This window comes from Streptomyces sp. NBC_01551, from assembly GCF_026339935.1.
GTDB lineage: Bacteria > Actinomycetota > Actinomycetes > Streptomycetales > Streptomycetaceae > Streptomyces.
Map to the genome: position 1 here is coordinate 477,558 of NZ_JAPEPX010000001.1, position 14,033 is coordinate 491,590.

The 14,033-nt window shown below is 74.0% G+C and carries 12 protein-coding genes; 7 read left to right on the forward strand and 5 right to left on the reverse strand.

The genetic code is table 11. From position 1 onward, the window contains the following. Genes OG982_RS01985 through OG982_RS01995 form a run of 3 tightly spaced genes read right to left on the reverse strand, consistent with a single transcriptional unit; the run spans position 1 to position 4,078 of the window. Positions 1-1,032 carry a serine/threonine-protein kinase gene (locus tag OG982_RS01985; protein WP_266790307.1) on the reverse strand — a complete coding sequence of 344 codons (1,032 nt, stop codon included), beginning with the start codon at positions 1,030-1,032 and terminating at the stop codon, positions 1-3. Continuing rightward, positions 1,032-1,592, reverse strand: coding sequence for a hypothetical protein (locus OG982_RS01990; RefSeq protein WP_266790305.1), 561 nt, complete (start codon positions 1,590-1,592; stop codon positions 1,032-1,034). Before OG982_RS01990 ends, OG982_RS01985 begins: the two co-directional genes overlap by 1 nt. Then, positions 1,589-4,078, reverse strand: coding sequence for an FHA domain-containing protein (locus OG982_RS01995; protein ID WP_266947776.1), 2,490 nt, complete (start codon positions 4,076-4,078; stop codon positions 1,589-1,591). Before OG982_RS01995 ends, OG982_RS01990 begins: the two co-directional genes overlap by 4 nt. 151 nt (positions 4,079-4,229) lie before the next feature. On the opposite strand from OG982_RS01995, the gene OG982_RS02000 reads away from it, so the two are divergent. From OG982_RS02000 to OG982_RS02020, 5 genes are all read left to right on the forward strand, one after another. Then, positions 4,230-5,282, forward strand: coding sequence for a cation diffusion facilitator family transporter (locus OG982_RS02000; protein ID WP_266790301.1), 1,053 nt, complete (start codon positions 4,230-4,232; stop codon positions 5,280-5,282). A 30-nt stretch (positions 5,283-5,312) separates the two neighbouring features. Then, the gene (locus OG982_RS02005) at positions 5,313-5,798 is read left to right on the forward strand and encodes an NUDIX domain-containing protein (RefSeq protein ID WP_266790300.1); all 486 of its coding nucleotides are present in this window, start codon (positions 5,313-5,315) and stop codon (positions 5,796-5,798) included. 48 nt (positions 5,799-5,846) lie between these two features. Next, the gene (locus tag OG982_RS02010; protein ID WP_266947777.1) at positions 5,847-7,100 is read left to right on the forward strand and encodes a Tm-1-like ATP-binding domain-containing protein; all 1,254 of its coding nucleotides are present in this window, start codon (positions 5,847-5,849) and stop codon (positions 7,098-7,100) included. A gap of 147 nt (positions 7,101-7,247) precedes the next feature. After that, on the forward strand, positions 7,248-8,861 hold the full coding sequence (locus tag OG982_RS02015) for a serine/threonine-protein kinase (RefSeq protein ID WP_266947779.1): 1,614 nt from the start codon (positions 7,248-7,250) through the stop codon (positions 8,859-8,861). After that, positions 8,858-9,496, forward strand: a complete 639-nt coding sequence (locus OG982_RS02020) for a hypothetical protein (protein WP_266947780.1) — start codon at positions 8,858-8,860, stop codon at positions 9,494-9,496. Before OG982_RS02015 ends, OG982_RS02020 begins: the two co-directional genes overlap by 4 nt. Positions 9,497-9,587: 91 nt before the next feature. On the opposite strand, the gene OG982_RS02025 is transcribed toward OG982_RS02020, so the two are convergent. Then, positions 9,588-10,877, reverse strand: coding sequence for an ATP-binding protein (locus tag OG982_RS02025; RefSeq protein ID WP_266947782.1), 1,290 nt, complete (start codon positions 10,875-10,877; stop codon positions 9,588-9,590). Positions 10,878-11,037: 160 nt separating this feature from the next. Here OG982_RS02025 and OG982_RS02030 point away from each other — a divergent pair, with 160 nt between their 5' ends. Beyond that, positions 11,038-12,525: a hypothetical protein gene (locus OG982_RS02030; protein WP_266790291.1), complete on the forward strand. Its 1,488-nt coding sequence runs from the start codon at positions 11,038-11,040 to the stop codon at positions 12,523-12,525. Between the two features lie 150 nt (positions 12,526-12,675). Further along, the gene (locus OG982_RS02035) at positions 12,676-13,464 is read left to right on the forward strand and encodes a serine protease (RefSeq protein WP_266790289.1); all 789 of its coding nucleotides are present in this window, start codon (positions 12,676-12,678) and stop codon (positions 13,462-13,464) included. 15 nt (positions 13,465-13,479) lie between these two features. Here the strand turns inward: OG982_RS02035 and OG982_RS02040 are convergent, their stop codons facing one another. Then, positions 13,480-13,965, reverse strand: a complete 486-nt coding sequence (locus OG982_RS02040; RefSeq protein ID WP_266790287.1) for an NUDIX domain-containing protein — start codon at positions 13,963-13,965, stop codon at positions 13,480-13,482. Positions 13,966-14,033 lie beyond the last annotated feature (68 nt).

Consider the following 14,033-nt stretch of genomic DNA (forward strand, 5'->3'; position numbering starts at 1 on the left):
CTACGGCTCCCGGTGGGCGCGGAACACCGGCGTGGCCCACTGCGGTGGTGGAGGCGGGGGCCCGGACGGCGTCAGCGGCCGGGGCTTCGGCGGCGTCGGGGGAGCGAGCGGCGCGGCGAGCGGGGCGGCGCCCGCACCCGCCCGGCGCAGGGCCGAGGTGAATTCCAGGCAGCTGCCCCAGCGGTCCTCCGGGGACTTGGCCAGGGCCTTCGCCAGGACGTCGTCCGCCGCCGGCGGCAGGTCCGGCCGCCGTGAGCTCAGCGGGGGCGCCGGGTCGTACTGGTGCGCCCACAGCAGGGCCATGTCGTCCTCGCGCTGGAAGGGCGGCCCGCCGGCCAGCATCTCGTAGACGACGCAGCCCAGGCTGTAGACGTCGCACCGCCCGTCCACCGGTTTCCCGGCGATCTGCTCGGGCGCGACGTAGTCCAGCGTCCCGACGAACTGCCCGACGCTGGTGAACCCGGTCAGCGACAGGGACTTCTTCGTCAGCCCGAAGTCCGTCAGGTACACGTGCTCGGGGTGTTCGCTGTCCGTCCCTTCCGCGACCAGGACGTTCCCCGGCTTCACGTCCCGGTGCACCAGGCCGTGGTCGTGCGCCGCGTCCAGCGCCGAGGCCACCTGGGCGGCGATCCGCACCGCCGCCTCGACCGGCATCGGACCCGTCCGGTCCAACAGCGCCCGCAGGTCCTGGCCGGCCACGTACCGCATCGCGATGTACAGCAGTCCGTCCGCCTCCCCGGCATCAAACACCGGGACGATGTGCGGGTGGTCGATGGCCGCCGCCGCCTTCGACTCGAAGGCGAACCGCTGCCTGAAGGTGTCGTTCCGGGCCAGCTCCGGTGCCAGCAGTTTCAGTGCCACCGTCCGGTCCAGCCGCAGGTCGTGCGCCTGGTAGACGACCGCCATCCCACCGCGCCCGATCTCGCTCTCCACCTGGTACCCGGCGATCCGCTTGCCCAGAAGGTCCGCCCGGTGGCCCGCGGGCTCGTACAGCCCGGAGGGGCGGGTGACCTCCTCGGGCTCGGAAGGCATCAGGACTCCCGCTCGGCCGATGCGGCCGGGGCCACCGACGGGTTCGAGGCGCCCGGGCCGGCCGCCACCGCGTAGGTCGTCAGGTGGAGCCCGTCGCCGTACATCCAGCGCCCGGAGGCCTCGTCGTACAGCCAGACCGCCTCCCCGTCGAGCACCATCCCGGCCTTCACCCCGAGCGTCGCCCGCCGGAACCCCTCCGTGTCCAGCCGCCCGGAGCCGAGGTCGTCGGCGGCCCGCCGGTAGCGGTCCAGGGCCTCGGCGGTCCGCGAGAGCAGCGCTCGCGGGTCCTCGGTGCGCGTCAGCGGCTGTCCGCCGGTCGGGGGCGGCTGCGGTACGGAGACCAGCAGGCGCCCGTCCACCCACGCGGACCACCCGTTGGCGCAGAGGATCTCCGCCCACTCCCCGCGCCGGGAGAGCAGTTGCACGGGCAGGAAGGCGTCGAGCGGGGTGGTCGGGCGGGAGGTGTCGGGTGCCTCCCAGGCGTGCAGCCCCTCCTGGGGGACGACGTGCGTGGGCCGGAAGTCCGCGAACTCTTCGGCGCCGACGGACGGGGTCGTCATCGGGCCTGCTTGCGCATGACCGCGGGCTCGTGCCGCCGCAGCAGCAGGGCGACCAGCACCCCGAACAGGACGGACAGGACCACCATCATCCCCATGTTCAGCAGCCACACCCCGCCCGCGTGTGCGAACAGCGGGTCGGCGGCGAGGGTGCCGGGGACGATCGCGCCCAGGTCGATGGTGCCCGCCATCGCGCCCAGGGCCCAGCGCGAGGGCACCAGCCAGGCCAGTTGCTCGATGACCGGGACCCCGCTGAGCTGGAGGAGGGCCCCGCAGAACACCACTTGCACGATGGCGAGGAGGACCAGCAGCGGCATGGTGACCTCCTCCTTCGTGACCAGGGCGGAGACCAGCAGGCCGAGCATCATCGCGGTGAACGACAGCAGGGCGACGGCGAGGGTGATTTCGAGGAGCGGCGGGAGGAACACGCCCTCGCCGTCCGGGGCGCCGAGCTGTACGCCGAGCAGCGCGACCAGGGTCAGGACGACGGCCTGCGCCACGGTGACGGCGCCGAGCACCACCACCTTGGACATCAGATAGGCCGACCGCGACAGCCCGACCGCGCGTTCGCGCTGGTGGATGACGCGTTCCTTGACCAGCTCGCGCACGGCGTTGGCGGCGCCGGTCAGCACCCCGCCGACGCACAGGATGAGCAGGGCGTTGACGGCCGTCTCCGCGGTCAGCGCGCTGCCCGCGAGGGCGCGGGCCATGGCGCCCATCACGAACGGCAGCGCGATCATGACGACGAGGAAGGTGCGGTCGGCGCCGAGCACGGCGGCGTACCGCCGGATCAGGGTGCCCAGCTGGGAGCGCCGGCTCTGGGCGGTGGGCGCCGGGGCCACGGCCGCCGGCCCCGCGGTCCGGTCACCGCCGCAGGCTCTGGGCTGGCGGGCGGCGATGTCCACGTAGGCGCGGTACGGCGGCGAGCCCCGGTACTCGCCGGCCCAGTCGCGGCCGCGCTGGTTCTCGAACGCCTCGAAGGCGTCGGGCCACTGCGTGAAGCCGAAGAAGGCGAGCGTGTCCTCGGGCGGCCCGAAGTAGGCGGTGCGCCCGCCCGGCGCGAGGACCAGGAGCCGGTCGCAGACGTCGAGGCTGAGCACGCTGTGGGTGACCACGATGACGGTGCGGCCGTCGTCGGCGAGGCCGCGCAGCATGCGCATCACCGAGCGGTCCATCCCGGGGTCGAGCCCCGACGTGGGCTCGTCGAGGAAGAGCAGGGAGGGTTTGGTGAGCAGTTCCAGGGCGACGGAGACGCGTTTGCGCTGGCCGCCGGAGAGGCTGTGGAGGGGCTGGTCGGCGCGCTGCGCGAGGCCGAGTTCGCCGATCACCTCCTCCACCCGGGCCTGCCGTTCCGCCGTGGCGGTGTCCTGCGGGAAGCGGAGTTCCGCGGCGTAGCCGAGGGCGCGGCGGACGGTGAGCTGGGTGTGCAGGATGTCGTCCTGCGGGACCAGGCCGATGCGGTTGCGGAGTTCGGCGTAGTCGCGGTAGAGGTCGCGGCCGTCGTAGAGGACGGTGCCGTGGTCGGCGGGGCGCAGCCCGGTGAGCGCGCCGAGGAGGGTGGACTTGCCGGCTCCGCTGGGTCCGACGACGGCGAGCAGGCATTTGGCGCCGACGGGGAAGGAGACGTGGTCGAGGAGGGTCCTGCGGGCTCGGCCGGTGCTCACGGACACGGCGAGCTCCTGCACGTCGAGGGAGACCTCGCCGGTGTCGACGTACTCCTGGAGCTGGTCCCCGGCGAGGCAGAAGGCGACATGGCCGATGCCGATGATGTCGCCCTCGGTGATGCGGGCGGCGCGTTCGACGGGGGCACCGTTCAGGTAGGTGCCGTTGTGGCTGGCGAGGTCGACGATCTCGTACGTGCCGTCGCCCCGGGCGCGCAGTTCGGCGTGCCGGCGGGAGACGGCGAGGTCGTCGATGACGAGGTCGTTGTCGAGGGCGCGGCCGATGCGGACGGCGGTCCGGGAGGGCAGCGGGCGGGTGCCGCTGGGCTGCCGGAAGGTGTGGGTCAGGGCGGGCCGCGAGACCGCGGCGGGGCCGTCCCCGGCGGAGGCGGCCGATGCGGCCGATCCGGCCGGTGCGGCCGGTGCGGGCGATGCCTCCGATGCGCGGGACGCGGAGGGCGCGGCGGACGCGGAGGACGCGGAGGACGCGGGGGACGCGGCGTGGGGCGCGGGGCCGAGGAGGAGGGCGCGCGGGCCGTCGTCCGCGCCGCCGAAGCGGAGTTCGCTGCCGATTCCGACGGCCCACTCGTGGACGCGGTGGCCGTCGGCCCAGGTGCCGTTGGTGCTGTCCTCGTCCTCCAGGGTCCAGTGGTCGCCGTCGGGGCGCAGGACCGCGTGGTGCCACGAGACGCGGGCGTCGTCGAGGCAGATCTCGCACAGGGGGTCCCGGCCGACGTGATACGTCCGGCCCGGGCTCATCCGTGTGGAGCCCCTGTCGGTTTCCAGGACAAGCTCGGGCGCGGTCGGCACACCGGGGCGCTGGACCATGAGCAGATTTTCCCACGATCGGACCGGCTCAGCATAACCGCAGGTCAGAGGCCTCTTATGGGTAATGACAACGGTCCCCGTTGCAGCCTTTGCCCATCTCGGCGCGGTGCGCTTCACTTCACGCGTCGGAACCGAATCAACGGGGGATCCCATGACTGGGCACGACCACGCTCACAGCGACCACGCCGACCACGGCAGCCGCGGCGACCACGACGGTCACGGACACGGCGACCACGGACACGGCGGTCACAGCCACGGCGTCGACCCGAACGCCGACCGCCGCTGGCTGGCGATCGCGCTCGGCCTGATCGGCACCTTCATGGCGATCGAGGTGACCATCGGCGTGATGGCCCACTCCCTGGCCCTGATCTCCGACGCCGCGCACATGCTGACCGACGCCGTCTCGATCGTCCTCGCGCTGATCGCGATGCGGCTCGCGGCCCGCCCGGCGCGCGGCGGGTTCACGTACGGCCTCAAGCGCGCGGAGATACTCTCCGCCCAGGCCAACGGGCTCACCCTGCTGCTGCTCGCGGCCTGGCTGGCCTACGAGGCGGTGCGCCGGCTGCTCGACCCGCCGCCGGTGGCGGGCGGGCTGGTCCTGGTGACGGCGCTCGCGGGCATCGTCGTCAACATCGCGGCGGCCTGGTGCATCTCCCGGGCGAACCGTTCCTCCCTGGCCGTCGAGGGCGCGTACCAGCACATCCTGAACGACCTGTTCGCCTTCATCGGGACGGCGGTGGCCGGCCTGATCGTGCTCACCACCGGCTTCGTGCAGGCCGACGCGATCGCCACGCTGGTGGTCGTGGTGCTGATGGTCCGGGCGGGCTACGGGCTGGTCCGCGAGTCCGGCCGAATCTTCCTGGAGGCGGCCCCGGCCAACGTGGACCCGGACGCGGTCGGCGACCGGCTCGTCGGACAGCCGCCGGTCACCGAGGTGCACGACCTGCACATCTGGACCATCACCTCCGGCCAGGCGGCCCTCTCGGCGCACGTCCTGGTGGAACCGGCGGGCGACTGCCACGCGGTGCGCCGCGACCTGGAGCAGCTGCTCGCCAAGGAGTACGGGATCACCCACACCACGCTCCAGGTCGACCACGTCCAGGAGGAGCTGCTCTCGGTGGGCCGGGCGGGCGGCCACCCGGCGGACCCGCACTGTGCGGACGCCCACGGCCCGGTCCACCGCGAGGGTCCGCACGCGCACTGACCCGGCCCGTTTCGGGGCATGGATCGGGGCATGACGAAGAAGCGGAGTGCCGGACTGCTGCTGTTTCGCCGGACGGGCGGCGAGGACGGCGCCGACCACGGGATCGAGGTCCTGCTCGGGCACATGGGCGGCCCGCTCTGGGAGCACCGCGACGAGGGCGGGTGGGGCATCCCCAAGGGCGAGTACGAGCCGGACGAGGCCCCGCTCGACGCGGCCCGCCGGGAGTTCACCGAGGAGATCGGGCTGCCGCCGCCGGACGGCCCGTACCTGCCGCTGGGCGAGGTGGTCCTTTCGAGCGGAAAAACGGTGCGGATCTGGGCCGTGCGGGCGGACCTGGATCCGGCGCTGATGGTGCCCGGGACCTTCACGATGGAGTGGCCGCCGCACTCGGGACGGGTCGAGGAGTTCCCGGAGCTGGACCGAGTGGCCTGGTTTACTCCCACCGTGGCCGGAACCAAACTGGTGAAGGGTCAAATTCCTTTCCTGGAGCGGCTGTTGGGGCTCCTGAAGGGTTGACCGCACCTTGACTTGCCAGCGGACCACATCTGCATTGACATTACACATATGACGAACGTCGTGCTGGTGGGAACCCTGGACACCAAGGGTGTGGAGTACGGCTGGTTGCGCGAGAAGCTGCTGCGTGCCGGCGTCGAAGTGGTACTGGTCGACACAGGGATCATGGGCGAGCCCCGGGTGCCCGCGGACGTGCCGCGTGAAGCGGTGGCCCGGGCGGCGGGAACGGAACTGACGGAACTGCGGACGGCCGCCGACCGGGGCGCGGCCGTCACCACGATGGCCCAGGGGGCCGAGGCGGTCCTCTTACGGCTGCACGCCGAGGGCCGGCTGCACGGGGTCCTCGCGATCGGCGGCAGCGGCGGGACCTCCATCGCCAGCCGGGCGATGCGCGCACTGCCGCTGGGCGTCCCGAAGCTGATGGTCTCGTCCATGGCGTCCGGGAACGTGGCCCCGTACGTCGGATCCTCGGACATCACGATGATGTACAGCGTGGTGGACATCGCGGGCATCAACAGCGTCTCGGCGCCGGTGCTGACGAACGCGGTGGAAGCGATCGCCGGGATGGCCAAGGCCTTCGCCCGCACCTCGGTGGAGCGCCGGCCGGCCCGGCTGGGCGCGGGCGGCCCGCCGCTGATCGCCGCGAGCATGGCGGGGGTGACCACGACCGGAGTGGACGCCGCCCGCGAGCGGCTCACCGAACTCGGCTACGAGGTGCTGGTCTTCCACGTCAGCGGCACCGGCGGCCGCACCCTGGAGACCCTGGCCGGGCAGGGGATCTTCGCCGGGGTGCTGGACCTCACCCTCAGCGAGCTCGCCGACGACCTGTGCGGCGGCGTCCTGAGCGCCGGCCCCGACCGGCTCAGCGCGGCCGGGCGGGCCGGGATTCCGCAGGTGGTGAGCCTGGGCGCGCTGGACATGGTGAAGTTCGGCCCGCTGGAGACCCTGCCGGAACACGCCCGCTACCGGCGGGTCCGCGTCCACAACCCCTCGATCACGGTCATCCGTACGACCGAGTCCGAATGCGCGGAACTCGGCCGCCGGGTCGCCGGCAAACTCCGCGTGGCGACCGGGCCCACGGCGGTCTGCGTCCCACTGCGCGGACTGTCCACGCTCGGCGCCCCCGGCGGGCCGTACCATGACCCGCGCGCGGACCGGGCCCTGTTCTCGGCGCTGCGCGACGGATTGCGGGGCAGCGCCGCCCGGCTCTACGACTACGACACCCACATCAACGACCCGGCCTTCGGGCGGGCGGCGGCCGACCGGCTGCACTCCATGATCGGGGCCCTGCGGGCCGCGGCCTGATCACGGCCCGACCACGGCCCGGCCACGGTTCGGGACACCGGACGGGGTTGGGAACCGGCCGTGGCGGAAACCGTGTCCCAGGGGGTGGCCGGTCGGCTTGCGACCGGAGACCTTGGGCGCGGCGACGCCACGGCAGGGGGCAAAACGATGAGCAGCACCTGGACGGTGCCCGGATACACGGAGGTCCGGGACCTCGGTTCCGGCGGCAGCGGCCGCGTCGTGCTCGCCGTCCACGACGGCACGGGCACGGCGGTCGCGGTCAAGTACCTGAGCGACCGGCTCCGCGAGGACCCGGCCTTCGTCCGGGAGTTCCGGGCGGAGGCGCGGCTCCTGGGCGGGCTGCGGTCGCCGTACGTCGTCGGGCTGTACGAGTACGTGGAGTCGCCCGGCGGGGCCGCCATCGTGATGGAACTGGTGGACGGCGTCTCGCTGCGCGCGCTGCTGAAGCAGTCCGGGCGGGCCGACGCCGAGGCCGCGCTGGTGGTGCTCAAGGGCTCGCTGCTCGGGCTGGCCGCGGCGCACCGGGCGGGTGTGGTGCACCGCGACTACAAGCCGGAGAACGTGCTGGTCGCGGCGGACGGTTCGTCGAAGCTGGTGGACTTCGGGATCGCGGCGGGCCGCGGCACGACTCCGGGGGTGGCGGGTACGCCCGCGTACATGGCCCCCGAGCAGTGGCAGGGGCAGCCGGCCTCGCCCGCCGCGGACGTGTACGCGGCGACGGCCACGTTCTTCGAGTGCCTGACCGGGCGCAAGCCGTACGACGGGGAGAACTTCGCGGAGCTCGCGGTCCAGCACATAGAGGCCCCGGTGCCGGAGACGGAGGCGCCGGAGCCGGTACGTCCGCTGATCCGGCGCGGTCTGGCCAAGCGGCCGGAGCAGCGCCCGGAGAACGCCGAGGCGTTCGTGGCGGAGCTGGAGGGCGTGGCGCTGGCCGCGTACGGACCGCAGTGGGAGGAGCGCGGGCAGCGCAAGCTGGCGGCGCTGGCCGCGCTGCTGCCGCTGCTGTTCCCGTCGGCGGGAGCGCCGGCCGCGGGGACGACGGCGGTGGCGACGACGGTGCTGGAGCCTCCGCCGCCGAGCTGGGCTCCGGGGCGGCGCGGGCTGACCGCCGCCGGGGTGGCGCTGGTGGTGGGGGCCGTCCTGGTGCTCACGTACAACGCGGTCGGCGGGGAGCCGGGCGGCGCCTCGGCGCTGAGCGCGTTCGCGACGACGAGCCCGTCCGCCGGAAGCGTTTCCCCGGGCCCGGGCCCCGCGGCGAGCCCGAGCCCGAGCCCGTCCGCGACGGCGAGCCCGAGCGCGAGCCCCTCGGTGTCCGCGTCCGCGTCCGGGACCCCGACGGCGAGCCACTCCCCCACGCCTACGCCCACGCCCACGCCGACCAAGACCACCCCGACACCGACGCCGACGCCGACGCCGACTCCCACGCCGACCATCGTGGTCGGCGGCGTGAAGGTCTCCCTGGCGGCGAGCCCCTCGGCCGGGCTGGCGACCGTGTCGGTCGACGTCAAGGGCGGTCCGGCCACGGTGACGCTCGAATGGTTCCTGGGCGACAGCCCGGGCGACCTGCGCCACGCCGACGGCTCGGAGTCCGTCCCGGTCCAGGCCGGCTCCACCACGCTGGAGCGTCGGCACGCCTTCACGCGCGGCAGCGGCTGCCACCTGACCGTGCGGGTGACCACCAAGCCTGGCGCCAAGGTCGCCACGGACTCACAGCCCATCCCCCGGTGCAAGCCCCCGGTGATCCTGGAGCCTCCGCGATGAGCGATCCCCGCGTCCCCGAGGACGACGACTACAGCGCCACGGTGCTCGGCAGCCACTGGATCAGCGGCCCGCCGCAGCGGCCCGCGGAGACGAAGCGGTTCGACACGCCCCAGGCCGTGTCCGGGGCGGTACCCGACCGTATCGAGGGGTCGCTGCTGCGGTTCGGGCCCGGGGTGACGGCGCAGATGCCGGGCACGCCGTTCCCGGTGGCCGTCGCGCCCGCCCCGCGTCGGCGTCGGGGGGCGGCCCTGCGCCGGTACGCCCTGGCGGCCGTGGTGCTGGCGGCGGTCCTCGCGTACCTGGGCTGGCAGCGGCTCGGCCCGGCGCTGGAGGTGCGGGAGGTGTCGGTGAGCACCGACCCGAAGGGTCCCGCCTGCGACACGGCGGCCGATGTGGTGGCCCTCGTACGGACGAACGGGCGCCCGGGAACCCTCACGTACCGCTGGGTGCGCAGCGACGGGACGCGCTCGGATCCGCTGACGGAGCGGGTGCCGAGCGGGCGGAAGGAGGCCACGCTGCACCTGCTGTGGACCTTCCAGGGGACGGGCACCTATCCCGCCAGGGCCGAGCTCGAACTGATCTCGCCCGCGAGCCGCACGGCCGCGGTGGAGTTCACGTACCGCTGCCGCCCGTAGCCGGCTCGGCCGATCGGCCGATGCGCGGGAGCGCCGGTTCCGTTCTTCCGGCCGAGGCGCCGGGGTGCCGTGCGCTGTTTCACTCGACCCGTCAGAACCGGGCGTGCGCCGTGATGTCCGCCGCGAACTCCCCCGTCATCGCCGGCGTCACCGTCGGCCGACACTGCGCCACCGCCGCCAGGTAGTCCGCGGTGCTCGCGCCCAGCTGCGCGGCCGCCGCGCCGCGCGCGCCCACCGCCTCCAGGTCCCGCTCGAACGACACCTGCGCCGCGATCCGCGCCGCGTGCTCGATGTCGGCCGGGGTGAACAGCTCGCTCGCCGCCACCAGCGCTGCCACGTCGACGTCCGCGCGGCCGGCCGTGTAGCGGCCCCAGATCGCGGCGCGGGCCCCGGCGTCCGGGGTGCCGATCGGGATCAGGTAGTCGAAGCGGCCGGGCCGCAGGAAGGCCGGGTCGAGGGAGCGGATGGAGTTGGTGGCGCAGACCAGCAGCCGCTCGCCGCCCTCCCGGAAGCCGGGTATCAGCTTGAGCAGCTCGTTGGTGACGCCGTGGATGCCGCCGGGCTGCGCGGGTTCGGTGCGTACGGGCGCGATCTCCTCGACCTCGTCGATGAAGACGAGCACCCGCTCCAGTTCGGCGATCCGGGCGAACGCGGTGCGCAGCGCGGCGGCCAGGTTGCCCTCGTCGGCCAGCCGGGACGGCAGCAGTTCCACGAAGGGCCAGCCCAGCCGGGAGGCGATGGCTCGGGCGAAGGTGGTCTTGCCCGTGCCGGGCGGGCCGAACAGGGTGATGGCGCGCGGCGGCTGCACGCCGTGTGCGGCGGCCCGTTCGGGCTCGGCGAGCGGCAGCACCACGCGCCGCTCGATCAGGTCCTTCTCCGTCTCCATGCCGGCGACCTTGGTCCAGAGGTCGTTCGCGAGGAAGCGTCCGCCGAGGTCGTCGAGGAGACCGGCGGCCGGTCCGTGCAGCGGCTCGGTCTTCTCGAAGTAGGCGACGGCGGGCTGGCGGGTGTAACCGGCGTTGAGCAGGCCCTCGCCGAGCAGGTCCTCCTCGGGCAGCACGTAGGCGATGCGGCCGACGCGGGCGGCGATCAGCCGCCGCTCCAGCTCGACGAGCAGGGCGCTGGCCAGGCCGCGGCCCCGCCAGCCGGCGGCGATCGCGATGCGCATCACCCAGGCCCGTTCCCCGGTGACGCAGGCGAGGGCGGCGCCGATCGGGACGCCCTGGTGGACGGCGACGACACAGGGCTGCCGGTCGGTCAGGGCGCTGATGCACTCGGCCAGCGAGAAGACGGACTCCTGGCCGAGTTCGGCCGTGGTGTCGATCAGGTGGACCACCGCGGCGAGATCGCTCTCGCGGTAGTCGTGGATGAGCCAGTTCACCGGGTACCGCCCCTCGTTCGTGCTCCTGCGGCGAGGCTAGGGGCGGGCGGGCCCGGCGCTCACGCGCCGCCGTGCACAACACACGTTCGATAAACCCTCCGTGGCGTCCATAGACTGGCCGCTTCCGCCGTCGCATCCCACCGAGGACCCGAGCTCTTTCATGACATCCCACATATCCACCGGACCCGCCTGGGCCCGCACCGGCCCGCGACGGCATCTCGGCTGGCTGGTACCGGTCGTGTGGACCCTGGCCCTCGGGCTGTGGGGGCTGTCGCGGCAGGACAGCGTCTGGCGGGACGAGGCGGCGACCTGGCAGGTGGCCGGCCGGTCGGCGGGCGAGATCTGGTCGATGCTCGGCAACGTGGACGCCGTGCACGGGCTGTACTACCTGCTGATGCACGGGCTCTTCGAGGTCTTCGGGGCGGGTACGGCGGTCCTGCGGCTGCCGTCGGTGCTGGCGGTGGCGGCGGCCGCGGCGTGCGTGGCGCTGATCGGGCGGCGGCTGGCCGGGTTCTGGGCGGGGCTCGGGGCCGGGCTGGCGCTGGGGCTGCTGCCCGCCGTGCAGTTCTACCTCCAGGAGGGGCGTCCGTACGCGCTGGTCGCGGCCGGGGCCGGGGTGTCGACGCTGCTGTTGGTGTCGCTGGGTGCGCAGGACCGGCCCGGGCGGCGGGTGTGGCCGCGCTGGACGGCGTACGGGCTGACGGTGCTGGTGTGCGCGCTGCTGAATTGGCTGTCGCTGCTGGTCCTGCCCGCGCACGCGGCGACCCTGTGGTGGGTGCGGACCGGGCGCGGGGTGTGGGGGCGCTGGCTGCTCGCCGCCGGGGCGGCCGGGGCGGGGGCGCTGCCGCTGATCCTGTTCAGCCGGAGCCAGTCCGACCAGGTGTCGTGGATACCGCCGCTGACCTGGCACATGCTGACGGGCCCCGGGATCCTGCTGGCGGTGGGCGCCCTGGGCGCGTGGGCGGACCGGTGGAACGGGCCGCGCGCCGCCGGCCGGCTGTCGGTTGCCTCGGTCGGGCTGCCGCTGCTGGCGGTGCCACAGCTGGGGCTGGTGGGGCTGTCGCTGGCGCAGCCGCTGTTCCTGGACCGGTACGTGCTGTTCAGCATGCTGGGTCTGGCCCTGCTGATCGGCGCGGCCCTGGGCGCGGCGGTACGGGCCTGCGCGCCGCGGTTCCCGACGGCGGCGACCCTGCTGGTGCCGGGCCTGGTCGGGGTCTCGGTGCTGGCGCTGCTTCCGGTGGAGCTGGGCAAGCGGGCCCCGGCCAGCCGGTTGGACGACGTCCTGGCGGTGGCCGGCGAGGTGGCCCGGCTGAAGCGGGACGGGGACGCGGTGCTGTTCGTGCCGGCGGCGCGGCGGGACACCGCGCTGGTGTCGCCGGAGGCGTTCGCGGGGCTGTCGGACGTGGCGCTGGCGCGGACTCCGGTGGCCTCGGCGACCCTCAAGGGCGAGGAGGCGGGTCCGGAGCGGATCCGGGCGGAGCTGCTCGGCCGGCAGCGGGTGCTGCTGGTGACGGACTCGGCGAAGGTGGCGAAGCCGTCGGGCGCGGCCCGGGACCGGGAGAAGGCGGCCGTGCTGAGGGAGCACTTCACCCCGGTCGAGGACCGTCAGGTCCGGGGGCGCCGGGTGACGGTGTACGAACGCCGCTAGAGGGCCCTGATCAGGAGGTTTCGGCTGTGTCCGGGTTTTCCCTCTGCGCCGGGGCATTCCGGACGTACGGCGCGCGGTTCCCGGGATTCACAGCGAATTCTTATGGAATATCGAGCTCCGGACACAGTTTCGCGGGGAAGGCTCGGGTGCATGATCCAGCACCTGCTCCCCCGTGCCTGTGACATCGCCCGCACCCCTCGGCGGCGGGCGTCCACGATCCTGCCCGCGCTCGCCGCGGTCGCCGCGCTGCTCAGCGTGCCCGACGCTTCGGCGGCGCCCGCGCTCGGCGTGACCGCGCAGGCCGCGCCGAGCGCGGCCGCCGCCCGGGTGGGACCGCTGTTCGAGGGGAGTCTCGACGGCGGCCACTTCTGCACCGCCTCCGTCGTCCGCAGCGACTACGGCGACGTGATCGCCACCGCCGCGCACTGCCTGGACGGCCTCGACGACCCGGAGAACACCGTCTTCGCCCCGGGCTACCACGACGGCGTGGCCCCGTACGGACTCTGGAGGATCACCGGCAGCCACATCGCCCCGGGCTGGACCGAGGGCGAGGACCCGAACGACGACATAGCCTTCGCCACGGTCGCCCCGCTCGGCGGCGCGGAGGGACAGAACGTCCAGGACCTGGTGGGCGGCTTCCCGATGGCCGTCACCCGCTCCGCCGACCCCACCGTCACGGTGCTCGGCTACCCGAGCAGCCGGGAGACCCCGCTGCGCTGCGCCAACGTCACCAGCCTGCTGTCCGACTCCCAGCGCCGGATCGACTGCCCGGCCCTCAGCGGCGGCACCAGCGGCAGCCCGTGGCTGGTGGGCGGCGCGGTCGCCGGGGTGCTCGGCGGCTACGAGGGCGGCGGCACGGACCCGGACGTCTCGTACAGCGCGGTGCTGGGCGAGGAGGCCCTGGACCTCTACCGTGAAGTGGCCGTCTCGCAGGACTGACCGCCGGGCGACGCGCTACTGCGCGATCTGCGCCGGCGCCTCGAACCACGTCGGCTCGTCGCGCAGGGCCCGGTCGATGCGGTCCAGGGCGAACGGCTCCAGCGGCGGCAGGGCGTCCCTCTCGAACCAGGCCACCTCCAGCGACTCGTGGTCGTTGGCCCGCGCCTCGCCGCCCGTCGCCCGGCAGCGGAAGGTGATGTCCTGGAACTGGCAGACGTCCCCGTTGGGGTACGTCACCGGCGCCAGCATCTGTACGAGGACCACCCGCTCGGGGACGCAGCGCACCGCCGTCTCCTCGTACACCTCGCGCACCGCGGTCTCGGCGGGCTGCTCCCCCGGCTCGGCGATGCCGCCGATCACGGACCACCGCCCGGTGTCGGAGCGGCGGCCGAGCAGCACCCGGCCCCCGTCGTCGAGGACGACGGCGGTGACACCGGGCAGTAGGAGCAGCCGTTTCCCGGCGGTGGCACGGATCTCGCGGATGAATTCGGGAGTGCTCATCCTCCGACCCTACGAGGTCCCCCGGACCTACGAGGACCTCCGACCGCCGGCCCTACGAGGAGGACCGG